Raw genomic sequence first — 23764 nt, forward strand, 5'->3', positions numbered from 1 at the left:
GTCAGCGGTCGGCGGTCGGAGTCGAGGGGACGGGGCCGGCGGCGGCTTGCCGGTGTGCGGCCGGCTCCTCGCCGTACGGCGGCTCGGCGTCGTCGTCACGGGCCCGGAGCGTGCCGCGCTGGAAGCCCGCCAGGGAGGACGCGGCCGCTTCCGCGGTGAACTCGTCGAAGGAGGCGTCTTCTTCGGGGGCGGACTCCTCACGCAGTTCCTCCACCAGGCTGGTCTGCGGCACCCGGCGGGGGAGCGGGGCGAGGCCGTCCCGGCGGGGGAGCGTCTCGCGGGCGGCGGGGGCCGGGGCGGCGGCGGTCCGCGCGGAGCCGAGGGGGCGGGGCTCGCGGCGGGTTGCGGCGGTGCCGCCGGCTGCCTGCGGGGCGTCGCCTCCCTGCGGCGCCCCGGTGCCCTGGGACACCTCGTCCCGCTCGGAGTCCGTGGCATCCCGTCCGGCGGCCACCGGGACCCGCTCGTCCTCCGGAGCGTCGCCGTCCTTCGCACCGCCGCCCGCGCCTTCCGGGCCGGCCGGGGCCACCACGCCGTTCACGCCGGCTCCGCCGCCGTTCCTGGCGTCCGGCGTCCCGCCGCCCGCGGTCTCCCGCACCACGATCTCGTGCGGTACCAGCACGATCGCCGTGGTCCCGCCGTACGGCGACGCGCGCAGGGTGACGGCGATGCCGTGCCGGTGGGCCAGCCGGCCGATCACGAACATGCCGAGCCGCAGGTCGTCGGCGAGCGCCACCACGTCGAACTGCGGGGGAACCGCGAGCTGTTCGTTGAAGGACGTGTAGTCCTCCTCGGACATGCCGAGACCGCGGTCCTCGACCTCGACGGCCAGGCCCTTGGCCACCATCTGGGTACGCACCGTGACGGGGCTCGGGGCGGGGGAGTACGCCGTCGCGTTGTCGATGAGCTCCGCCAGCAGATGGATGACGTCGGCCACCGCGGGCGGGGCGACGTACACCTCCTCCTCGGTCTGCACCTCCACCCGCTGGTACTCGGCGACCTCGCCGACCGCGCTGCGCAGGATGTCGATCAGCGCCACCGGCTCGGACCAGCTGCGGCCGGGCCGTTCGCCGCTCACGATGACGAGGTTCTCCTCGTAGCGGCGCAACTGACTGGCGGAGGAGTCCAGTTCGTACAGGCCCTTGAGGACGTTCGGGTCGGTGTGCTCGCGTTCCAGCGCGTCGAGCTTGCTGAGCTGGAGGTTGACCAGGTTCTGGCTCTGCCGGGCGATGCCCAGGATGATCTTCTGGAAACCGCGCCGGGTGTCGGCGAGTTCGACCGCGGTGTGCACGGCCGTGCGCTGGGCGGTGTTGAACGCCTGAGCCACCTGGCCGAGTTCGTCGTGGCCGTAGTCCAGCGGTTGCGCCGCCGACTCCGGATCGACCTTCTCGCCCCGCTCCAGCCGCGCCACCACATCGGGCAGCCGCTCCTGCGCGAGGCTGACGGCGGCCCGGCGCAGGCCGCGCAGCCGCCGGGACAGCGAGCGGGTGATCCGCCACGACATGCCGACGCACACCAGCAGCGCGAGGAGCCCGCCGGCGCTCAGGGACGCCGCCTTGATGAGCAGCCCGTCCGCCTTGTCGGCGCTGCGCTCGAGCAGCCCCGTGGTCTGCTGCCGGATGAGGGCCGCGTAATGGTCGGACAGCTTGTCCATGGTGGCGTTCCACCGCTTCCGGGCGTCCGGCAGTGCGATCCGGTCCGCTTCCGCGCCGGAGTTGCGGGCCGCCAGCACCTGGTTCTCGATCGACTGCAGCGTCTGCCACTCCGGGCTCGCCAGGATCCGCTCGGTCTGCGTCTTGGCGGTGCCCGTCAGCTGGGGCACGACCTGGTCCTTGACCAGCCAGCGGCGGGTGTTCACCAGCTCCGTGAACTGCACCCGGTCCTCGTCGTTCAGATGCCCCGTCGGCCAGGCCAGGGTGAGCTGCGCGTCCTCCCGGGAGACCAGCTCCGCCGCGTGCTCCAGCGCGACCAGCGGACCGGCCTGCGAGGTGAGGTCGCCGTCGTCGAACTGGGAGAGCTCCTGGAAGGCGTGGATCTGGTCGTCGATGATCGAGGTGTACTGGGCGAGCGCCTGCTGCGCGGTGATGTCGGTGGGGTTGTCCACCTGGTCCCGGTAGTACTCCAGGCTGCCCACCGACCCCAGCACCGAGTACAGCCGGTCCGATATGCGGGAGGGCGCCTCCTCGATCGCGTCCGCCTGCCCGACCAGCTTCGCGACCGCCTTGTCGGTCTCCTCGCGCTGCGCGTCGAGAGCCGCCCTGGACCCGTGCGGCGAGGCGAGCCAGGCCGCCGACAGGCTCCGCTCCCGCTGCAGCGCGAGCGTCGCGTCGGTTCCCATGGCACCGGTCGACCGGCTCAGCTCCGTCTGGTCACGCAGCCGGAGCCCCTCCGAGAACATCTGGATCGTCGTCACGCCCCACATGGCGGCGAGGGTGACGCTGGGCACCAGGGCCAGAAGCACCAACGAGAGGCGTATGGAACCGAGACGGCGCCGGGCTCCTGTCCGTCGAGACATCGTCGTCCTAGGGCGATCAGCGGGGAGGGCGGAACGGGGAGGCGGAACGGTGGGGGAGGAGGGGGGACGGGCGCGGGAGTGGGGGCGTGCCGCGCACGGCACATGGGATGGGCTGGATGTTATCCGTACAAGTGACCGTACGAACCGGACCTGACCGAATCTTTGGCGACACCGTCACAGGAAGTGTCCGTCACCGGGTCCCGGCGGCGGCGAACCGGGCCACCGAGGAAACGTTCGACCTGGTCACGAACGCCGGACCGGTGAGCACCGGCGCTGCCCCGCCGCCGCTGACGTTGCCGTTGGTCCGGTACAGCCAGAGGGCGTCCACCGCGAGGTAGCCCTGCAGATAGGGCTGCTGGTCCACGGCGAACCGCACTTCGCCGCCCTGGACCGCCTTGACCAGGTCCTTGTTGAGGTCGAAGGTGGCGACCTCGGCTCCGCTGCCGGCCTGTCGCACGGCCTCGACGGCGGCCAGCGCGAACTGGGCGCCGTTGGTGACCACCTCGTCGATGCTCGCGTCCTGCCGGAGCCGCGAGGCGATCATGGCGGTCACCGCGTCCATGTCGGTGCCGTCCACGTACAGGTTGTCGGTGTCGCCGCGGAACGTCTTCCTCACCCCGGCGCAGCGGGCCTCCAGCGCGACGTTGCCCCGCTCGTGCACGACGCACAGGGCGTGCTCGGCCTTCAACGCGTTCAGCTTGTCGCCGACCGCCCGGCCCGCGACGGAGTCGTCCATGCCGAAGTACTCCAGCAGTCCGGAGGGCCGCCAGGCGCCGATGCCGGAGTTGAGTCCGACGACGGGAATGCCGGCCTCCTTGGCCTGGGCGATCGGCCCCCGCATGGCCGTCGGTTTGGCCAGCGTCACGGCGATGCCGTCGACCTTGTCGCGGACCGCCTTCCGTATCAGGTCGGCCTGCGCGGCCGGGTCGGCGTCGCTGGCGTAGGTCAACTCGACGCCGTCCTTGGCGGCGGCCGTCTCGGCTCCCCTGCGCACCAGGTCCCAGAAGGCGTCGCCCTTGCCGCCGTGCGTGACCAGGGCGACCCTCATCCCGGCGTCCGGCCCGCCCGCCGCGTTCGCGTCCGGCCCGTCCTCGGTCATGCCGAGGGCGGAGCAGCCGGCCACCAGCAGACACACGGCGGACGCCAGGGCCACGGCACGGGTGAGTCGTCTCGCTGCGGTGTGCGGTGGGGGAGGAGAGTTCATGGGGGGCGGACCTCGCTGTGCGGCCGAGCAAGAGCAGGGGGAGAGCGGGGCCGTGAACGTGCACGACCCGATGACTCTCGCTGGCCACGGAGCCAACCGTGTGTGACCACCGGTCGTCAAGTGAGCGGCCACATGCAGTGAGTTGATGCCGCCGCATCGTGATGATCTGTTCGACCCGTCGAACGATGGGCGGTCCTTTGTCCTGGTCGGTCATGGCTTGCGGCCCACTACTTCGCGTATCGCGATGCCCTCGCCCCGGATCGCGCGGGCGTTCGAAACGGTTCCGTTTTCCGTACCGTCCGTGCGGTTCGGGCGCCACACGTGTGGACCTGGACGAGGCGAGAGCGGCGCGACCCCCGGTCAGCCCGTCAGGACCGGCAGCGACCGATGGCCGTGGGAGATGAACGAGTCCACCGGCCGCAGCTCGTCCGACGGTACGGCGAGGGTGAGCCCGGGGAACCGCTCGAACAGGGCGGGCAGGGCGACCCGTGCCTCCAGCCGTCCGAGCGGGGCGCCCAGGCAGTGATGGACGCCGTACCCGAAGGCCAGATGGTCCTTCGAGGCGCGGGTGACGTCGAAGGCGGCGGCGTCCGGGCCGTGCTGCTCCGGGTCGCGTCCGGCGGCGGCGTAGGCGGCGAGGATCGCCTCACCCTTGCGGATCACCGCGCCGTCCGGGCCGCCCAGTTCGCCGAGCGGGAGGTCCTCGACGGCGTACCGCAGCGGCAGGCTGGCCACCGGCGCCTCGGCCCGCAGGGTCTCCTCGATCACGTCGTCCCAGGAGGCCCGCCCGGCGCGCACGTGCGCGAGCTGACCGGGGTGGGTGAGCAGCGCGTGGACGGCGTTGTCGAGCAGGTTGACCGTCGTCTCGTGGCCCGCGCTGATCACCAGCATCAGCGTGTCGAGCAGTTCCTGCTCGCTGAGTCTTGTGCCGCTCTCCTCCTCGTGGGCCGCGATCAGCGCGGAGGTCAGATCGTCGCCGGGTGACGCCTGTTTCGCCGCGACGAGTTCACCGAGGACGGCGTAGAACCGGGTGTAGATGTCGACGACTTCCGCCGCGTCGGCCGAGGTGTGGAAGACCCCGTCCACCACGGCCCGCAGTTCTGCCCCCAGCTCCTCGGGCAGTCCGAGCAGTTCACCGATGACCTGGATGGGCAGCGGATAGCAGAACTCCTCCCGCAGATCGACCGGGTGGCCGTCGGCGCCGCCGCCGGCCCCGGCCTTGGCGACCCGGTCGAGCAGCGTCGCGGTGATCTCCTCGATCCGGGGCCGCAGCGCGGCGGTGCGTCGGGCGGTGAACGCCTTGGAGACGAGGGTGCGCAGCCGTTTGTGCTCGGTGCCGTAGGCCGTGAACATGTTCTGCACCGCGACCCAGGTGTACAGCGGCCAGTCCGGTGAGACCTGGCCGTCGATCCAGCGTTGCCAGTGCCGGCGCGGGTCCTTCGACACCCGCGGGTCGGTGAGGAGCCGCTTCAGCAGCGGGGCGCTGCTGACCGCCCAGGCCGGGACACCGTGGGGGAGTTCGACGGGGGTGACGGGGCCGCGCCCGCGGATCCGGGTGGCCTCGCCGTGGATGTCGCGGCCGGTCGGGTCGATCACTGTCGGGTCGGTGAATTCCATCGGACTCTCCCTGGGCTGACGGCTGTTCGGGTGGCGCGCGTACGCCTCGTGGGCGAACGCGCGACACGTCCAGCCAAGTGGCCGCGGCGGTGCGGCACCAGGGGGCAGCGGATCAGTGGCTTGTTTTCAGACGGTCTGGCCGGCTTCCCGCTCCAGGGGCTGTGTCACCGCCTTCGCGGCCCGCGCCTCCTTCCTGCGCCGCCGCCGGCTGACGCGTGGTTCCTGGTCCGGGAGCCAGCCGAAGGTGAGGCAGCTGCCGACGACGCCCAGGAGCAGACCCACGAAGAAGCCGCCCAGGTTCGAGGTCACCCAGGTGCCCAGGGAGACCAGGACGCCGATGACCGAGTAGAACAGGCGCTGGGCGGGGCTGAAGAGGATCAGCACGCCGCAGAGCAGCATCACGACCGGGAGCAGGTAGCCCGCCAGGCCCTGCATACCGACGTGCAGGACGACGTCGAGCGACGCCTTCAGGGTGAGCAGGATCTCCGCCCCGCCCAGGGTGAGCAGCAGCCCGCCCCAGAACGGACGGCCGGCCCGCCACCGGCGGAAGGCGGGCCGGAACTTCCCCCTCGGACCGCCGGACATCAGCAACCCGATTCGCTGAAGCCCAGCTTCAGCCCCGGCAGCCTGAACACGGCTGCTGTGGTGGCGTAGTTGGTCTGCCGCAGTTCGGTGATGCGCACGGTGTCGGACTGCTGGCTGAACACGCCCTTCGGCCCCTTCCCCAGCGGGCCGGCCTTGTTGAGCTCGCTGGCGTCGTTGCCGATCTCGATGTTGGTGAAGCGGGCGTTGCCGGACAGCTCCGTCGAGTCGGTGGTCAGGTCGCTGGCGCGGACCTTGTCCTTTCCGCCGCCCGCCTTGATGACCAGGTTCGTGCCGCCCAGGTTCACGCTCTGGCAGAGCTTGGTGAGCGTCGCCTTCTTGATCACGGACGTGACGACGACCACCTGGCCGCCGGTGTCACCCTCGTTCGGGCTGTCCTCGGCCATCTCCCGCATGCCGCCGAACTGCGCGAAGCCGTCGCCCTTCAGCTCGGTGGCGGTGACCGTGAACGGCATGCCGGAGATGGCGAACTGCACGCCCAGTGCCCCCTCGGCGGTGAGCACCGCGAGTCCGGTGGCGACCAGTGTGGCGGGCACCGCCATCACCGCGGCCCGGCGTGCCCGGACCCGCCCGCGGCGCGCGGGGGCGTCATCGGCGTCCGGCGCGGTGGCGCCGTCCGGTCTTTCGGGGGTGTGCTCGGCGGAGGAGGTCATGTCTGCTCCAGGTGCGTGTCGGTGCGGATCGGACGTCGGTGGCACGTTGCCCTGGCGCGGACACCGATCGCGTACGCACGTCTCCTCGCAACTCCCGGCGGTTGCAAGGGCTTTCCCGTGACGCCGCAGTAGCCGACTCGGAAGTTACCGGCGGTTACATGAGGGGTCAAGAGAAGTGTGGACAAAGAGTGTGGAATGTGCGCCGCATGTGAGCCGCCACTCTCCGAGAGGTCTCACCGCACACACAACTCCCCTACGGAGCCTTGACGTTGACTGACGAGTAGGTCTACAACTCTCTCGTCTCACCGGATCCGTGGCGCCGGATCCACCCACGCGGCGCCGTCCGCGTGTCCCGGACCGCCCCATCCCGTACGGGCGTCCCGCCGCCCGGTGCGCCCGCACGGGCTTTCCATTCGCCCCAGTCCGACCCGCCACGGTCCCGGCACGGCCCCTTCCCCCGGCAGCCGTGCCACCAGCCACCCCCGCCCGGCCCGGCCGGTACCGCGCCCCCGCGCGTGCCTCCGGCCGGTCACCGGCCTGCCGTGGCCGGCCCGTCACGTACGGAGAACGCGTGACAGGCCGGCCACGGCGGGCGCCGACCCACGTCCCCCTCAACTCCCCCCGCTTCAGAGAAGAGGTACACCCGCATGCGTACACGCACCCTCCTCACCCTCACCGCCGCCGTCGCCGCCCTCGGTCTCACCGCTCCGGCCTCCGCGGCCGACACCCCGGTCCTGACCACCACCGACGGCGCGGCCGTCGCGGTCGGCGACGTCCTCGACGCGTCCCTGGCGAGCGGCACCGCCGCCACCTTCTACTCCAGCGCGACCGGCACCAGCGGCATCTCGTGCAAGTCGTCGGCGTTCTCGGCCACGGTCACCGACAACCCCGCCGCTCCGGGGACCGCCACCGAGTCCCTGACCTCGCACAGCTTCGACACCAGCGGCTGCACCACCAATGTCGTCGGTGTGCTCGGCGTCAGCGGCATCACCGTCGACAACCTGCCGTACACAACCAGCGTGTCCTCCGACGGCACCGTCTCCGTGGTCCCGGCCCCGGGCTCCACCGTCCAGTCCACGGTCAAGCTGCGCACCCTGCTCGGCAGCATCACCTGCGTCTACCAGGCGCCCGGCCTGACCGGCACGGCGAGCAACGCCGACCACGGCATCGCCTTCACCAACCAGCACTTCAAGAAGGTCTCCGGTTCGTCGCTCTGCTTCGCCGACGCCTTCTTCACCGCCAAGTACGCCCCGGTGACCAAGGGAGGCGTCCCCGTCAACGTGAACTGAGCTCTTGAGGGCGTCGGTTCAGCGCCGACGCAGCCGTACCGCCAGGGCGGCGCCGCCGGTGAGCACCAGCACCCCGGCGGCGCCGCCCGCCAGCATGGGCGTGGACGGGCCCGAGGAGGAGCCGGACGCGGAGGCCGACGGGGTGCGTTGACTCCGCGGCTGCGGGCCAGGGGTGCTCGGGGCGGCGGCGCTCTCCTCCTCCTCCATCACCTCCTTCGCCCTTTCCTTCTCCTTCGCCTTGTCCTTCGTCTTCTCCTCCGGGAACACCACGTCCGAGCACGTGTAGTACGTGTCCGGCGTGCTGCTGTTCTGCCAGACCGTGTACAGCACGTGCCGCCCGGTCCGGTCGGACGGCAGTGTCGCCTCGAGGCGGTACGCGCCGTCCGTCAGCGTCGGGTCGGTCACCTCCGCGAACGGCTCACCGGGCAGGTCGGACCAGGACAGCGGCTCGGCCGGATCGTAGCCGGGCTTCGTCAGGTACATCCGGAACGTGCCGGTGTGCGGGATCGTCGACACGTACCGCATGGTCAGCTTCGCGCCGGGTATCACCCGGGTGGCCGGCCAGTCGGCGCGGGCGAGGTCGAGACCCTTGTAGGCGGGCAGGCCCCCGCTGCACAGCTTCCCGTCCGGGACGACCTCGCGGTCCCGGCCGTTCACGTTCGCCACCCGCAGGTTGTCCCACGCCGTGAAGGGTGCGCCGTTCGCGCTGACAGCCGCCCGGCACGCCGCCGAGCCGGCGTCGTCACCTCCCTCGGGGGAGCAGGCCACCACCCGGCTCACCGGGTCCGTCGGCGCACCGTGCGCCGACGCCGTACCCGCCGCGCACAGCGGCAGCAGCAGCGGGGTCACCAGGGCGGCAGCGAGTGCGGCGCGGGGTGCGGTCACGGGAGGCATCCGTCTGCGTCTCCTCGGCAGGGGCGGGAGTGGTCGAAAGTGCAGTACGGCGGAGCGGCCCGGCGCGTTCACCCGCCGCGACCCGATCGAAAACGGGCCATTCGCATCCAACTGCCCAGCACAGAGGGTTGTTTCTCAGCCGGATCGAGGGTTTCCCCCGTATCCCGATGACCTTTCCTTTGCCTATCGTTCGACCACAGCTGACCCACAGGTAACCCCGAACGGGTCCGCTCCCCACACGCCCTGGCCGGCCATCGCGTCGCTTGTCGAACCACCCCCCTCCGCTTCGACGACGAAGCGCGTCCACCGCCGCTCCGTCCAGCCCGGAGTCCGGTAACGAAAGGCAACGACAGTGCGTACCTCCCCAGAGCTCAGACGGAAGCTGATATCCGTCGCCGTCGTCTCCGCCGCCCTGCTGACCGCCGCCCCCGCCTCGGTCGCCGTCGCCCAGGAGTCCGCCCCGCAGCCCGCCGCCGTCCCGGCAGCCCAGACCGAGGCCGCCCCCGGCGCCCCGGCCGAGCGGCTCATCGTCGGCTACAAGTCCGGCGCCTCCGAGGCCAAGTCGAACAGGGCCGCTGCCGAAGACGCCGCGGCCAAGGCCGAGAAGACCGGCGAGGAGATCGACTTCCAGCGCCGCCTCGGCACCGGCGCCGCCCTCGTCGAGCTCGGCACCAACCCCACCCGCGCGGACGTCGCCGACGTCGTCGCCCAGTACCAGGCCGACCCGCAGGTCGCCTACGTCGTGCCGGACCGCCTGAACAAGCCGACGGCCGTCACGCCGAACGACACCGAGTACAGCAAGCAGTGGGACCTGTTCGAGTCGACCGCGGGCATGAACGTCCCGGCCGCCTGGGACACCACGACCGGCACCGGCGTCACCGTCGCCGTGATCGACACCGGCTACGTCACCCACTCCGACCTGGCCGCGAACATCGTCGGCGGTTACGACTTCATCTCCGACACCGCCGTGTCCGTCGACGGCAACGGCCGCGACAGCAACCCGGCCGACCCGGGCGACTGGTACAACGCCAACGAGTGTGGTGCGGGCATCCCGGCCTCCAACTCCTCCTGGCACGGCACCCACGTGGCCGGCACCATCGCCGCCGCCACCAACAACGGCAAGGGTGTCGCCGGTGTCGCCTACGGCGCCAAGATCTCCCCGATCCGTGTCCTCGGCAAGTGCGGCGGCTACGACTCCGACATCATCGACGCCATCACCTGGGCCTCCGGCGGCACCGTCTCCGGTGTGCCCGCCAACACCAACGTCGCCAAGGTCATCAACATGAGCCTCGGCGGGAGCGGCGCCTGCTCCACCGCCACCCAGAGCGCCATCAACGGCGCCGTGAACCGCGGCACCGCGGTCGTCGTCGCGGCCGGCAACGAGAACCAGAACGTCTCCAATGCCTCGCCGGCGAACTGCGGCAACGTCATCACGGTCGCCGCGACCAACCGCGCCGGCGGCCGCGCCTCGTACTCCAACTACGGTTCCCTCGTGGACATCGCGGCCCCCGGCGGCGAGACCCGCACCGCCACGGCGAACGGCATCCTCTCCACGCTGAACTCCGGAACCAAGACGCCGTCGAGCGAGAACTACGCCTACTACCAGGGCACCAGCATGGCCACGCCGCACGTCGCGGGCCTCGCCGCCCTGATGAAGTCGGCCAACACCGCCCTCACCCCGGCGCAGATCGAGTCGGCCATCAAGGCCAACGCCCGTGCGCTGCCCGGCACCTGCTCCGGCGGCTGCGGCGCGGGCCTCGCGGACGCCGCCAAGACGGTCCAGGCCGTCAAGGGCGGTTCGTCCACCGGCACGACCTTCTCCAGCACCACCGCCGTCGCCATCCCGGACAACGGATCCGCGATCGAGTCGCCGATCAGCGTCACCGGCCGCAGCGGCAACGCCCCCTCGGCCCTCCAGGTCGGTGTCGACATCACCCACACCTACCGCGGCGACCTCGTCATCGACCTGGTCGCGCCGGACGGTTCGGCGTACCGCCTGAAGTCCGCCGCCTCGGACTCCGCCGACGACGTGAAGACCACCTACACGGTCAACGCCTCCGGCGAGAGCGCGAACGGCACCTGGAAGCTCCGTGTCCAGGACACCGCGGCGCAGGACACCGGGACGCTCAACAGCTGGAAGCTGACCTTCTGATCCCGTCACGGGAACTCTGAACGGGATCGGGCCACGAGCGGGCGGGCCGGCCGGTGCGGATGGGGCACCGGCCGGCCCGCCTTTACGCGTGGCCGCACAACCCCCACAGTTAGATACCGAACGCGCCGTTTTCTTTCACCAGTTGCGATTGTTTTGCCGGATGTGCACCCGCACTCCGGCACACTGGTGTGGTGAGCGCCCCCTAAGGGTGAGTTATCGTGTACGGGCGGTAAAAACAAACGGCATGACCCGTTCATTTCCGTCCCGGGAGAGTTCAGCCGATGGCGAGGCAGTTGCGAGCCGAGCAGACCCGCTCGACGATCATCACGGCCGCCGCTGACCTGTTCGACCGTCGCGGCTACGAATCGACCAGTCTCAGCGACATCGTGGAACACGCTCAGGTCACCAAGGGTGCCCTCTACTTCCATTTCGCCGCAAAGGAGGATCTCGCTCAGGCGATCCTCGAACTCCAGTCGCACACCGCCCGACGGCTGGCGGAGGAGACCGACAACCGAGGCCACACCTCCCTGGAGGCGCTGATGCGCCTCACGTTCGGCATCACCCGCATGTCCGTCGAGGATCCGGTCCTGCGGGCCGGCCTGCGGCTCGCCACCGGCGGGATCCGGCCCCGTCCGCCGCTGAGCCACCCCTTCACGGAGTGGCTGGACATCGTCACGGCCCGGCTCGTGGCCGCGGTCAAGGAGTCCGACGTCCACCCCGAGATCGACATCGACGTCGTGGCCCACTCCCTCGTCTGCTTCTTCGTCGGCACCCGGGTCGTGGGCCGTTCCCGCGAGCCCGTCGACCGCCAGCCGCGCAGGACGGCGGAGATGTGGACCATACTCATCCGCGGCCTGGTCCCGGTGACGAGACGCGCTCGCTACCTGAGCCTGGCGGCCCGCCTGGAGCGGGAGCTCGCGCCCGTCTGAGAGGCGCGGCCGGAACACGGACCGGGCCGGCCGGGACACCGGCCGCTCGCCGGCCCACGAGGTCCGCGCGCTACGGTGAGCCGCATGCCCGACACCGCATCCGCACCCGTGCTCCTCGGCAACCAGCCGGGCTCCTTCCCCCACAGCGTGCTGGCCGAGCGGCACCCCGCGATCATCCGGCAGGTGCGCGAGGCCTTCCCGTACGAGCCCGGGCAGCACCGCGCACTCGACGAGTTGCTCGCGAACTGCACCCAGGGCGAGATCGAACCCCTCCCGGCCGACGCGCACGACCGGGACCTCTGGGAGACCTGGGGAGCGTCCGACCACGCCGGCCGGTCCTGGTTCGACGTGCCGTGGCTCTGGTCCGAGAGCTGGTTCTACCGCCGACTGCTCCAGGCCGTCGGCTACTTCGGCCCCGGCCCCTGGCAGGGCATCGACCCCTTCCGCCCCTTCAAACTGGCCGAACTCGACTCCCCTGAGACCGACGAGGAACTGGCCGCCCTCGACGACCTCGCGGACCGGCCCGCCGACGACCAGGACCGGGCCCTGCTGCACGGTTCCCTCTGGGGCAACCGGGCCGACCTCGGCTTCCGTCTCTCCGCCGAGGGCGCGCGGGACGCGGACGCCGCGCCCGGCCTGGTGGCCGACGACAGCGACCGGCTGTGGGCCCTGCTCGACGCCACCGGCACGGGCGAGGGCACGCTGTGCCTGGTCGCCGACAACGCGGGCCGCGAACTCGTCCCCGATCTCCTCCTCATCGCCCACCTCCTGGCGAGCGGCCGCATCGGACGGGCCGTCCTGCACGTCAAGCCGTACCCCTACTACGTCTCCGACGCCACCACCGCCGACGTCGTCGACGCACTGCGCCGCCTCACCCGCGCCCAGGGAGCGGCCGCCGCACACGGACGGCACCTGTGGTCCGCCCTGGCAGACGGCCGGCTCGTCCTGCGCGCCCACCCCTTCTCCGGCGCCCCGCTGCCCTACGAGGAGATGCCCGAGGACCTGCGCGCCGAGTTCGCCTCGGCCACGCTCACCATCGTCAAGGGCGACCTCAACTACCGCCGTCTGGTGGGCGACCGGCTCTGGCCCCCCACGACTCCCTTCACCGACGTCACCGCGTACTTCCCCGGCCCGGTCGCCGCCCTGCGCACCCTGAAGTCCGACGTGATCACCGGCCTCGACAGCCGTATGGAGGCCGAGCTGGTCGCGGCGGAGGACCAGCGCTGGCGCACCAGCGGCACGCACGCCCTGATCCAGGTGAGGAGCCCCCGGTAGGTCAGGCCACCCGTCCCGGGAGAACTTCCCCGCATTCGGCCGCGTTTCACGCGATGGTGTGATCATGTCCCGCCCCGTGGATGCCGCCGCGGGGCGCCGGGTAGGGCCCGGCCATGACGCAGCCGTTCGAACTCCCGCACTTCTACCTGCCGCACCCCGCGCGGCTGAACCCCCATGTCGACGAGGCCCGGGCCCACTCGACGCGGTGGGCGCGCGAGATGGGCATGCTGGAGGGATCCGGCGTCTGGGAGCAGGCCGACCTCGACGCACACGACTACGGCCTGCTGTGCGCCTACACCCACCCCGACTGCGACAGCACGGCCCTCTCCCTCATCACCGACTGGTACGTGTGGGTCTTCTTCTTCGACGACCACTTCCTGGAGATGTACAAGCGCAGCCAGGACCGCGTCGCCGGCAAGGCCCATCTGGACCGGCTGCCGCTGTTCATGCCGCTGGACCTGTCGACTCCCCTGCCGGAACCGGAGAACCCGGTGGAGGCGGGCCTCGCCGACCTGTGGGCCCGTACGGTGCCGAAGATGTCCCAGGACTGGCGCCGCCGCTTCGCCGTGGCGACCGAGCATCTGCTCAACGAGTCACTGTGGGAGCTGTCCAACATCAACGAGGGGCGGATCGCCAACCCCGTCGAGTACATCGAGATGCGCCGCAAGGTGGGCGGCGCGCCCTGGTCCGCGGGGCTCGTGGAGTACGCGACCGCCGAAGTGCCCGCCTCCGTGGCGGAGTCCAGGCCGCTGCGGGTGCTGATGGAGACGTTCTCCGACGCCGTGCACCTGCGCAACGACCTGTTCTCCTACCAGCGGGAGGTCGAGGACGAGGGCGAGAACAGCAACGGCGTGCTCGTCCTGGAGACCTTCTTCGACTGCACCGCGCAGGAGGCCGCGGACACCGTCAACGACGTCCTCACCTCCCGGCTCCAGCAGTTCGAGCACACGGCGTTCACCGAAGTGCCCGCGGTGGCCCTGGAGCAGGGCCTCACCCCGGACGAGATCGCGGCCGTGGCCGCGTACGCCAAGGGGCTTCAGGACTGGCAGTCCGGCGGCCACGAGTGGCACATGCGCTCCAGCCGCTACATGAACCGGAACGCGGCGCGCGGCGGCAGCCCGTGGCCGGGCTGCAGCGGCCCGGGCACCTCGGCCGCCGACGTACGCGCCCTGCTCACCTCGGCCGGCGCCGAGCGTCTGCGGGCGTACACGCACGTGCCGTACCAGAAGGTCGGACCGGCCCGGATCCCCGACATCCGGATGCCGTTCCCGCTGACGCTCAGCCCGCACCTCGACGCCGCCCGCCGCAACCTGAAGGGGTGGGTCGCCCGCATGGGCATCCTCGCCGAGGGCGTCTGGGACGAGGACAAGCTCCGGGCCTACGACCTGCCGCTCTGCTCCGCGGGCCTCGACCCGGACGCCACTCCCGAGGCCCTCGATCTCAGCGCGCAGTGGCTCGCCTGGGGCACCTACGGCGACGACTACTACCCCCTGGTGTACGGCCACCGCCGCGACCTGGCCGCCGCCCGCCTGACCACGGCACGCCTGTCCGGTTGCATGCCGGTCGCCGGTGAGGAGCCACTGGCCCCGGCCAACGCCATGGAGCGCGGCCTGGCCGACCTGTGGCTGCGCACCACCGCCGACATGACGCCCGCGGCGCGGCAGACCCTCAAGGACGCGATCAACGCCATGACCGAGAGCTGGGTGTGGGAGCTGTCCAACCAGCTCCAGAACCGCGTCCCCGACCCCGTCGACTACCTGGAGATGCGCCGCGCGACCTTCGGCTCCGACCTCACCCTGAGCCTCTGCCGGATGGGCCACGGCCCGGCGGTGCCGCCCGAGGTCTACCGCAGCGGACCGGTCCGCTCCCTGGAGAACGCGGCGATGGACTTCGCCTGCCTGCTCAACGACGTCTTCTCGTACCAGAAGGAGATCGAGTACGAGGGCGAGATCCACAACGCCATCCTCGTCGTGCAGTCCTTCTTCGGCTGCGACTACCCGGCCGCCCTCGGCGTCGTGCACGACCTGATGAGCCAGCGCATGCGGCAGTTCGAGCATGTGGTCGAGCACGAGCTGCCCGTCCTCTACGACGACTTCCAGCTCACGGACGAGGCGCGCGCCGCCATGGGGGAGCACGTGACGGACCTGCGCAACTGGATGGCGGGCATCCTGAACTGGCACCGCGAGGTGGACCGCTACAAGGCCGAGTGGCTGGCCCGGCGCGCCCACGGCTTCCTCCCGGACCGGCCGCCCGCCAGGCCCGTGCCGGCCCTCGGCTGAGACGGCGCGGGGCACGAAACCCCGTCGGCGCCGGTCAGTCTCACTCGTTCGTGGCCCATCGTGCGCCGATGTCCGGGGTAGAGCACCAGCGGTGATCGTTCCGCGTCCACCGGCGGCGATCCGCACCATCCGGAGGGGAGCCATGGAACAGACCGCGCTGCGACCCAAACCGATGCCGGGTCAGGAGCCCGACGGGCCCGTGCCGGCCACCCGGGCCGGACGGGGGATGCGGCCGCGCCGGCACGTGTGCCGCCGGGCCGGACGGCGGCTCCTCAACGTGCTGTTCGCGGGGTTCGTCGGCGCGGCCCTGGTCCTGTCCGGGGTCGGCCTCGGGGCGATGGGCGCCACGGTGATCGGCAAGAGCGGAGTCATCGAGCCGAGATGGCGCTCCGCGCCGTCGCTCCCCGGCTCCACGCCGCCGCTCTCCGGCCCCTCACCGTCCGCCGCCGCGGTCGTGCCCGCCACCGCGACGCTGGGCGTGCAGGTCATGGACGCCCGGAAGCCGGGAGCCCGGGTCGTCGGCGTCCATGTCCCCGGACCGGGGCACACGGCCGGCCTGGTCCGGGGCGATGTCCTGCTCGCCTTCGGCACGACCCGCATCGACACGGCCGCCGACCTGGCCCGGGCCGTCGCCCGCGCCCGGCCCGGCTCCGAGGTCAGGCTGACCGTCCGGCACCGCAGCGGTGGCTATCAGCAGCTGACGGTCGTACCGGCCGTCGTCGCGTGACCCGGCCGTCCCGGGAACCACCCCAGCCGGCCGCGCACCCGCTCGGCGCGCTCCGTCGCCCGCACAGGCATGGGTTGTCATGCTTGAGCGATCCTCCGATCTCGGGAGCCGCGCCCGGACGAAGTTCGCAGACGGCTCGCGCCGCCCCCTCCGGCCGGGCAGGATGCTGCCCGTAGCCCCTTTGTCCGTCCTGGGAGGCCCGGAATGACCGGAAGCACGGCCGCGTCCTTCACCGCCGACGACTACCGGGCCCGCATGGAGCGCGCCACGCGGACAGCCGCCGACGCCGGTCTCGCGGGCCTGCTGGTGGCCCCGGGGCCGGACCTGGTGTGGCTCACCGGCTACACACCGCCGGCGGTCACCGAACGGCTCACCCTGCTGGTCCTCGCCGCCGGCCGGGACCCCGTCCTCGTCGTCCCGGCACTGGAGGCCCCGGACGCCCGGAGAGCGGCCGGCGCGCCCGCCCTGACCCTCTGCGACTGGACCGACGGCAAGGACCCCTACGCCGCCACCGCCGCCCTGCTGGACGCCAACGGGCGGTTCGGCATCAGCGACAACGCCTGGGCCCTGCACCTGCTGGCGCTGCGGCAGGCGATGCCCGGCAGCTCCTACACCTCGCTCACCGAGGCCCTGCCGATGCTGCGCGCCGTCAAGGACGCGGCCGAGCTGGACCTCATGACGGCCGCCGGAGCCGCCGCCGACGCGACGTTCGAACAGATCCGGAAGGTCCGCTTCGCCGGCCGCCGGGAGTCCGAGGTGGCCGCGGATCTCGACCGGCTGCTGCGCGGCCACGGGCACGAGACGGTCGACTTCACCATCGTCGCCTCCGGCCCGAACGGGGCCAACCCCCACCATGAGGCGGGCGACCGCGTCATCGGACACGGCGACATGGTCGTCCTCGACTTCGGCGGCCTCAAGGACGGCTACGGCTCCGACACCTCCCGCACCGTCCACGTCGGCGAGCCCACCGACGAGGAACGCCGCGTCCACGATGTGGTGCGCGAGGCGCAGGAAGCGGGCTTCCGCGCCGTGCGGCCGGGCGCCGCCTGCCAGGACGTCGACCGGGCCGCCCGGGCGGTCATCGCCGACGCCGGTTACGGTGAGTACTTCATCCACCGCACCGGACACGGCATCGGCGTCACCACCCACGAGCCGCCCTACATGATCGAGGGCGAGGAGCAGCCCCTCGTGCCCGGCATGTGCTTCTCCGTGGAACCCGGCATCTACCTGCCCGGCCGGTTCGGGGTGCGCATCGAGGACATCGTGACCGTCACCGAGGCCGGCGGGCGGCGGCTGAACAGCACCTCCCGTGAGCTCGTCATAGTGGAGTGACGCCAGCGATGTCCCCCGCACCCCTCCCGAACGACGACGGCGCGACCATGACCCAGGCACCGACACCCAGCGCGGACACCGTCCGCAGGCTGGTCCGCTCCCTGCTCGAGGACGGCAAGGGCGGCAAGGAGACCAAGCAGGGCGACGGCCCCGACGTCCGGCCCGCCACCACGGGCGCCGAACCCGCCACCTGGTGGGTCGGCACCCGCCATGTGCTGCGCCTCGCCCCCGACCGCGAGGCCACCCTGCGCCAGCGCCGCGAACTGCGCCTGCGCGACCTCGTCCGCCCGCACATCCCGGTGACGGTGCCGGCCAGCGTGGCGCACGGCGAGTGGGCACCCGGGCTGACCTACACGCTGGACACCAAGGTGCCGGGCGGCTCGGGGGAGGAACACGACGTGTCCGCCGTCGGCGAGGCCGATCTGGCCGGACTGCTGACGGGTCTGCGCGAGGTGCCGCTCCGGCAGGCCGAGAGCATCGGCGTACCGCGGACCGCTCCGCGCTCCCTGGAGGCGTTGCGCCGGTCCGCCGTGCGCGCCGCGGAGCGCCTCACCGACGCCGACGAGTTCGACGCCGCCCGCCTGAACCAGCTCACCGCGGCCGCCGCGGCCCAGCTCGCCGCCCAGCCCGGCTCGGTGGTCCTCACCCACCACTCCCTCACGGGCGGGCACCTCGTGGTCAGCGCCGACGGGCGGGTGCGCGGCGTCCTCGGCTGGGCCGGCGCGGTCGTCGGCGACCCGGCCGAGGACATCGCGGGCCTCGCCCTCGCCGTCGGCTCGCCCGCCGCCGTACGCGCCGCCACCCTCGCCGGCTACGGCGCCCGGCCCTGCCTGCGCGGCCTGTGGCTCGCCCGCTGCGACAGCGTCGCCCATCTCGCCGAGGCCCTCACCGGCAAGGACGCCACCCGGCTCACCGCACTGCGGACGCGGCTGCGCCACGCCTGGGAGCCGATCCTGCTGGAACGCGTGACGGATCTGCGGGACACGGACGACGCCCTGTAGCGGGTCGGGCGGCAGGGCGTCGTCACGTGGGGTGGTCACCCCTGCAACAGCACCACACCCGACTCCCCGGGCACATGCACCACCCCGTCCGCCCCCGGAGTCTCCACCGGCTCCCACGCGGCCAGGACGCGTGCGTGCGGGACGCCGAGTGCCAGTGCCGCCGGTTCCCGCGCCAGGTTCACCACCACGAGGACGTCCCCGCGCCGGAAGGCGATCCAGCGGCGCTCCTCGTCGTAGGCCACCTTGGTGTCGGCGAGGTCGGGATCGGTGAGGTCGGGCTGCTCGTGGCGCAGCGCGAGGAGCTGCCGGTACCAGGCCAGCACACGCGCGTGGGGCTCGCGTTCCGGCTCCGACCAGTCGAGGCAGGAGCGGTCCCGGGTAGCCGGGTCCTGCGGGTCGGGAACGTCCTCCTCCTTCCAGCCGTGCGCCGCGAACTCCCGCCGCCTGCCCCGCCGTACCGCGTCCGCGAGCTCCGGGTCGGTGTGGTCGGTGAAGAACTGCCAGGGTGTGCTCGCCGCCCACTCCTCGCCCATGAAGAGCATCGGCGTGAACGGCGCCGTCAGGGTCAGCGTGGCCGCACAGGCCAGCAGCCCGGGGGAGAGGAGCGCCGAAAGCCGGTCCCCCTGGGCGCGGTTGCCGACCTGGTCGTGGGTCTGGGCGTAGCCGAGCAGCCGGTGCCCGGCCACCCGCGTACGGTCCAGGGGGCGCCCGTGGTGCCGCTCCCGGAAGCTCGAGTACGAACCGTCGTGGAACCAGCCCCCCGTGAGCGTCCTGGCCAGGCCGCCGAGGCCGGCCCGCGCGAAGTCGGCGTAGTAGCCCTGCGACTCCCCGGTCAGGGTGGTGTGCAGGGCGTGGTGGAAGTCGTCGTTCCACTGCGCGTGCAGCCCGAGGCCGCCCTCGGCGCGGGAGGTGATGAGCCGCGGGTCGTTCAGGTCCGACTCGGCGACCAGGAACAGCGGCCGGTCCACCTCGGCGGCCAGGGCGTCCACGGCCGTCGACAGCTCCTCCAGGAAGTGCAGCGCACGCGTGTCCACCAGCGCGTGCACCGCGTCCAGGCGCAGCCCGTCGAGCCGGTAGTCGCGCAGCCACGCCAGCGCGCTGCCGATGAGGAACGCGCGTACCTCGTCCGAGCCGGGCGCGTCCAGGTTGACCGCGGCGCCCCAGGGCGTGTGGTGGGTGTCCGTCAGGTACGGCCCGAAGACGGGAAGGTAGTTGCCCGACGGCCCGAAGTGGTTGTGCACCACGTCCAGCACCACGCCCAGCCCGAGCTCATGGGCCCGGTCGACGAAGCGTTTCAGCGCCTCGGGCCCGCCGTACGGCTCGTGCACCGCCCACAGCGAGACGCCCTCGTAGCCCCAGCCGTGCGTGCCCGGAAAGGGGCACAGCGGCATCAGTTCCACGTGTGTGACGCCCAGTTCGGCGAGATGCCCGAGCCGCTCGGCGGCCGCGTCCAGGGTGCCCTCGGGCGTGTACGTCCCCACGTGCAGCTCGTACAGCACCGCCCCCGGCAGCGGGCCCCCCCGCCACGGAGCTCGCCACGCGTACCGCTCGTGGTCGACGACCGCGCTCAGCCCGTCCGGTCCGTCCGGCTGCCGGCGCGAACGCGGATCGGGCAGCACCGGACCGTCGTCCAGCGCGAAACCGTACCGGGACCCGTCCCGCGCGTCCGCCTCACCCCACCACCACCCGGACCGTTCCGGATCGCGCTCCAACGCCCGCGTGACGCCGTCGCACTGGAGCGTCACACGGCCGGCCTGCGGTGCCCACACCTCGAACTGCACGGACGGTTCCCCTTCGTCTGCTCACCGTGACGTAGCCCGTCCATGGTGCGTCAAAAAAGATCAATCCGCCGGTGCATCCGCCCATTTGCGGCGGGTGTCGCCGGGTACGCGCCCGTGGCGGCCGTTCTCCCGTTTTCTGGACAGCCCGGCCGCGCTGCCCGACAATCACCGGGTGACGTCGTCCTTCGAGTTCAACACGTACCCCGCGCGGCTCTCCGACGCGGAGCGCGACAGGGCGCTGAAGGTGCTCCGTGACGGCGCCGCCATGGGCCGCCTGTCCCACGACACGTTCGTCCGCCGCATGGAACTGGCGCTCGCCGCCCGCCGCCCGGACGAACTCGCCGTGCTCACCGCGGACCTGCCCACGGAGAGCCGGTTCTCGCGCGTCGTCTTCGGCACCGTCGAGGCGGTCTCCGGCTTCACCGTACGGCTGCGTAGGGCCTGGCGGGCCGAGCGGCTGCCGAAGCTGCTGCTGCCCCACCCGGCGCACGGCCATCCGCTGCGCATAGGCCGCGACCCCGCCAGCGGACTGCGCCTCAACCACGAGACGGTCTCCCGGGTGCACGCCGAACTCCGCCACCAGGGCGGCATGTGGGTGCTGCGCGACCTCGGCTCCACCAACGGCACCACGGTGAACGGCAGGCGCGTCGTCGGCGCGGCCGTCGTCCGCGAGGGCGACCAGGTGGGCTTCGGGCGGATGCTGTTCCGGCTCGCGGCCGACTGACCGGAAACGAAGCCCCGCCTCAGCTCTGGCCTGGGCATTACCAACTGTCGCCTCCGCGAAGATGGCCGAAAGTCCTTTGCCATCCTCGGTGTTGACGTACCCCTGAAGTCGTGACTCACTGTGCGTACGCCATGCACAGCTGGTGAAGCGACAGCACCGCACAGGGGAGGTGTGCCCTGCCGCCACTCCCGCGCTACCCGACCGTCGACGAACTGGGCGGCCGGGCCGCCGCCCTCGTCGCCCGCCACCCACGGGACAGCCGGCTGCGCCGGGTCGGCACCTCCCGCGCCGGCACACCCATGTGGCTGCTCTCCATCGGCCACGGCAGCCGCCAGGCCCTCGTCGTCGCCGGCCCCCACGCCAACGAACCGGTCGGCGGCGCCACCGTGCTGCGCCTGGCCGAGCGGGCCCTGGCCGACCCGGCGCTCACCGAGGGCGCCGACGCCACCTGGAACCTGCTGCTGTGCCTCGACCCGGACGGGCTGCGCCGCAACGAGGGCTGGCTGACCGGCCCGTACACCCTCGGCCGGTACTTCCGGAACTTCTTCCGGCCCGGCTTCCTGGAACAGCCCGAGTGGCTGCCCGACGGCGCGGCCGGCGCCGCACTGCCCGAGACCCGCGCACTCCTCGACGTCCAGGACGAACTGCGCCCGTTCCTCCAGTGCTCCCTGCACGGCGTCGACGTCGGAGGCGGCTTCGTCGAACTCACCCACGACCTGCCCGGCCTCGCCCAGCGCCTCGCCCACACCGCCGCCCGGCTCGGCATCCCCCGCGAACTCGGCGCCTACGACGCCCTGTACTGGCCCGGCCTCGGGCCCGCCGTGTACCGGATCCCGCCACCGCGCCGGGCCGGCCTGGCCGCGGCCATCACGGAAGCCGCCGTCGAGTCGACGTGGTTCCACCCGCACCGGCACGGCACCGTCACCGCAGTCGTCGAGGCGCCCATGTGGGCCGTGGCGGCCGTGGCGGACGGCTCCCCGCCCGCGGACCGGGACGCCGTACTGCGTGCCGTGAGCCGCACCCTGCGCCACGACACGACGATCCTGCGGCACCTGCTGGCCCGGATCCGGCCGCACCTCGCCGCCGTGCCCGACGCGGCGCGGCTGCTCGCCCCGGTCGACGACTACGCACTGGTCTGCCCCGGCCTCGCCGACGCCTGGGACCCGGACACCGGCGACGGCGCGGCCCACCCCCTCCCGCCCCTGAGCACCGCCCACCTGGCCGCCCTGCGCATCTCCGGGCGGCGGCTGGCGCTGCGCACCGCCGGACTGCTGCACCAGCTCGTGCGCGCCACCGGGCACGACCCGGCCGGGGCACTGCCGGAGCTGGACCTGCTGATCGACGAGTGGAGCGCCGACTACCGCGACGGCTGCGCGGCGCGCTGGATCCCGGTGGCCCGCCAGGCGGAGTACCAGGCACGCGTGGTGCTCTCCGCCTTCGAACTGGCTCTGCGGCACCCGCCCTCGCGCGCACCCGCCGGCGAGCCGGAGCAGGGGTCCGGAGCAGCCGTGCCGTAGCGGTCGGAGACGGTCGCCTACTGCGTCTCCTCACGTGCGTGCAGCGCCGCCGCCACCACCGTGCGGGACTGGTGCTCGACCTGGTTCTCCAAGGGCACCCAACGGGCACGGAAACGCTCTGCGAAGGCATCGCTCCACGTCGCGACGAGTTCCTCGAGCCGCTTCGCCGCCCGGTCGTCGGTACCCCGCAGCACCCGCAGCAGCATGGCCGCCGCCCGCAACGGCACCCGGCGCGCGAACGCGTCCACGCTGCCGACGTACGCCCTGGTGCGGTCGGCCGGCGGCGTGCGGACCAGGTCGTCGGCCAGCCCCGGCACCAGCTCAAGACCCCACCGGGCCGCCCGCAGCAACGGCCCGTCCAGGCCGTCGAGCCGGGGCAGCGCGCCGTCGAGCACCCCCGTCACCTCCAGCGCGTCCCGGCGCAGCCGGTGCGCGAGCCGCCCGATCGCCGCCGCGGGAGCCGGATGCGGAGCCGGGTCGTCCACCAGGTCGCTCGCCCACATCGGTACCTCGACCACCGCGGTCAGACCGCCGTACCGGTGGGCGTGGTACCAGGTGCTGTGCCGTACGTCGTCCGGCAGGCTCGGGTACGCCGGTCCGACGCCCGGCGCGGGCATCACGTGCACCCCCGGCCCGGAGGCGGGCCAGCCCGCGGCGTCCGAGGCGCCGGTCTCGACCGGGATGTGCAGCTCCGCCGCCGACTTGGCGAACGGCTCCGCCAGCCCCGGCACGTCCCTCGTCAGCTGCACCCAGCTGCCGCCGAGGTCCGTGCCGTGCAGGGTCACCTGGAGGTACGGACGCAGCTCGTCGATGACGCCGGTCAGGGCCCGGGTCTCGGGGGGCAGCCGGTCCGGCGGCAGCACGGACGGCGCCCACTCCGGCTGCTCCGGGCCCGCGGGCCGGAAGAAGCCGAGGTGGTAGTCGAACAGGCTGCGGGGTGCCGGTGTCACATGCAGGCTCGCCCCGTCGGGGTCCGCGCACAGCAGGAAGTGCCAGGAGACGCCGTCGCGCAACTCCCGCTGCTCCAGCACCCGCCGGGCGACCGCGAGGAGCGTGCAGGAGCCCGTCGGCTCGTTGGCGTGGGCGCCCGCGACCACCAGCACGGCACGGCGGGCGCGGCCCACCGACAGCAGGTGCAGGGGCCGGCCCGCGCGTGAGGTACCCACCTGCCGTAAGACGCAGACGCCGGGCCGGTGGGCGGTCAACGCCCGGGCAGCACGGACCAGTTCGGTCACCGTCGGGTAGCGCAGCTCCGGCAGGACACCCACCCCCGTT

At 72.6% G+C, this 23764-nt stretch carries 18 protein-coding genes; 10 read left to right on the plus strand and 8 right to left on the minus strand.

What is annotated here, in order from left to right:
- Position 1 precedes the first annotated feature (1 nt).
- The 5 genes from IE97_RS0117290 to IE97_RS0117310 all read right to left on the minus strand — a co-directional run bounded on the left by IE97_RS0117290 (position 2) and on the right by IE97_RS0117310 (position 6589).
- The gene (locus IE97_RS0117290; RefSeq protein WP_030240224.1) at positions 2-2512 is read right to left on the minus strand and encodes a nitrate- and nitrite sensing domain-containing protein; all 2511 of its coding nucleotides are present in this window, start codon (positions 2510-2512) and stop codon (positions 2-4) included.
- Between the two features lie 190 nt (positions 2513-2702).
- On the minus strand, positions 2703-3716 hold the full coding sequence (locus tag IE97_RS0117295; RefSeq protein WP_030240227.1) for a substrate-binding domain-containing protein: 1014 nt from the start codon (positions 3714-3716) through the stop codon (positions 2703-2705).
- Positions 3717-4076: 360 nt separating this feature from the next.
- Positions 4077-5333 carry a cytochrome P450 family protein gene (locus IE97_RS0117300; RefSeq protein WP_030240232.1) on the minus strand — a complete coding sequence of 419 codons (1257 nt, stop codon included), beginning with the start codon at positions 5331-5333 and terminating at the stop codon, positions 4077-4079.
- 126 nt (positions 5334-5459) lie between these two features.
- On the minus strand, positions 5460-5918 hold the full coding sequence (locus tag IE97_RS0117305) for a DUF6114 domain-containing protein (RefSeq protein ID WP_037844429.1): 459 nt from the start codon (positions 5916-5918) through the stop codon (positions 5460-5462).
- Positions 5918-6589 carry a DUF6230 family protein gene (locus IE97_RS0117310; RefSeq protein WP_030240239.1) on the minus strand — a complete coding sequence of 224 codons (672 nt, stop codon included), beginning with the start codon at positions 6587-6589 and terminating at the stop codon, positions 5918-5920. Before IE97_RS0117310 ends, IE97_RS0117305 begins: the two co-directional genes overlap by 1 nt.
- A 647-nt stretch (positions 6590-7236) precedes the next feature.
- Between IE97_RS0117310 and IE97_RS0117315 the strand changes: the two genes are divergently transcribed.
- Entirely contained in the window at positions 7237-7878 is a 642-nt protein-coding gene (locus IE97_RS0117315; RefSeq protein WP_030240243.1) for a hypothetical protein, read from the plus strand.
- Between the two features lie 18 nt (positions 7879-7896).
- Here IE97_RS0117315 and IE97_RS0117320 read toward each other — a convergent pair whose 3' ends face one another.
- Entirely contained in the window at positions 7897-8772 is an 876-nt protein-coding gene (locus tag IE97_RS0117320) for a lytic polysaccharide monooxygenase auxiliary activity family 9 protein (RefSeq protein ID WP_030240247.1), read from the minus strand.
- 352 nt (positions 8773-9124) lie between these two features.
- Between IE97_RS0117320 and IE97_RS0117325 the strand changes: the two genes are divergently transcribed.
- From IE97_RS0117325 to IE97_RS0117355, 7 genes are all read left to right on the plus strand, one after another.
- A complete protein-coding gene (locus IE97_RS0117325) occupies positions 9125-10924 on the plus strand; it encodes a S8 family peptidase (RefSeq protein WP_030240250.1) in 1800 nt (599 codons plus the stop codon).
- A 281-nt stretch (positions 10925-11205) separates the two neighbouring features.
- Complete coding sequence (locus tag IE97_RS0117330) at positions 11206-11853, plus strand: ScbR family autoregulator-binding transcription factor (protein ID WP_030240254.1); 648 nt, start codon at positions 11206-11208, stop codon at positions 11851-11853.
- Between the two features lie 84 nt (positions 11854-11937).
- Positions 11938-13128 (plus strand): damage-control phosphatase ARMT1 family protein, encoded by a 1191-nt coding sequence (locus IE97_RS0117335; RefSeq protein WP_030240269.1) that lies wholly within the window; start codon positions 11938-11940, stop codon positions 13126-13128.
- A 113-nt stretch (positions 13129-13241) separates the two neighbouring features.
- A complete protein-coding gene (gene cyc2 / locus IE97_RS0117340) occupies positions 13242-15407 on the plus strand; it encodes a germacradienol/geosmin synthase Cyc2 (protein ID WP_030240273.1) in 2166 nt (721 codons plus the stop codon).
- Positions 15408-15549: 142 nt separating this feature from the next.
- Positions 15550-16134 carry a PDZ domain-containing protein gene (locus IE97_RS0117345; protein WP_030240277.1) on the plus strand — a complete coding sequence of 195 codons (585 nt, stop codon included), beginning with the start codon at positions 15550-15552 and terminating at the stop codon, positions 16132-16134.
- A gap of 204 nt (positions 16135-16338) precedes the next feature.
- Entirely contained in the window at positions 16339-17466 is a 1128-nt protein-coding gene (locus IE97_RS0117350) for an aminopeptidase P family protein (protein ID WP_030240280.1), read from the plus strand.
- 47 nt (positions 17467-17513) lie between these two features.
- On the plus strand, positions 17514-18467 hold the full coding sequence (locus IE97_RS0117355) for an aminoglycoside phosphotransferase family protein (protein ID WP_030240283.1): 954 nt from the start codon (positions 17514-17516) through the stop codon (positions 18465-18467).
- A gap of 35 nt (positions 18468-18502) precedes the next feature.
- On the opposite strand, the gene treZ is transcribed toward IE97_RS0117355, so the two are convergent.
- Positions 18503-20248 carry a malto-oligosyltrehalose trehalohydrolase gene (gene treZ, locus IE97_RS0117360; protein ID WP_030240286.1) on the minus strand — a complete coding sequence of 582 codons (1746 nt, stop codon included), beginning with the start codon at positions 20246-20248 and terminating at the stop codon, positions 18503-18505.
- Between the two features lie 172 nt (positions 20249-20420).
- Between treZ and IE97_RS0117365 the strand changes: the two genes are divergently transcribed.
- Both IE97_RS0117365 and IE97_RS0117370 read left to right on the plus strand, forming a co-directional pair.
- Positions 20421-20972 (plus strand): DUF1707 and FHA domain-containing protein, encoded by a 552-nt coding sequence (locus tag IE97_RS0117365; RefSeq protein ID WP_030240288.1) that lies wholly within the window; start codon positions 20421-20423, stop codon positions 20970-20972.
- 176 nt (positions 20973-21148) lie between these two features.
- Positions 21149-22489 (plus strand): M14 family zinc carboxypeptidase, encoded by a 1341-nt coding sequence (locus IE97_RS0117370; protein WP_030240293.1) that lies wholly within the window; start codon positions 21149-21151, stop codon positions 22487-22489.
- A gap of 17 nt (positions 22490-22506) precedes the next feature.
- Here IE97_RS0117370 and IE97_RS0117375 read toward each other — a convergent pair whose 3' ends face one another.
- On the minus strand, positions 22507-23757 hold the full coding sequence (locus IE97_RS0117375; protein WP_030240298.1) for a M14 family zinc carboxypeptidase: 1251 nt from the start codon (positions 23755-23757) through the stop codon (positions 22507-22509).
- Between the last annotated feature and the right edge of the window lie 7 nt (positions 23758-23764).

The sequence above is a fragment of the Streptomyces sp. NRRL S-455 genome, from assembly GCF_000717875.1.
Lineage (GTDB): Bacteria > Actinomycetota > Actinomycetes > Streptomycetales > Streptomycetaceae > Streptomyces.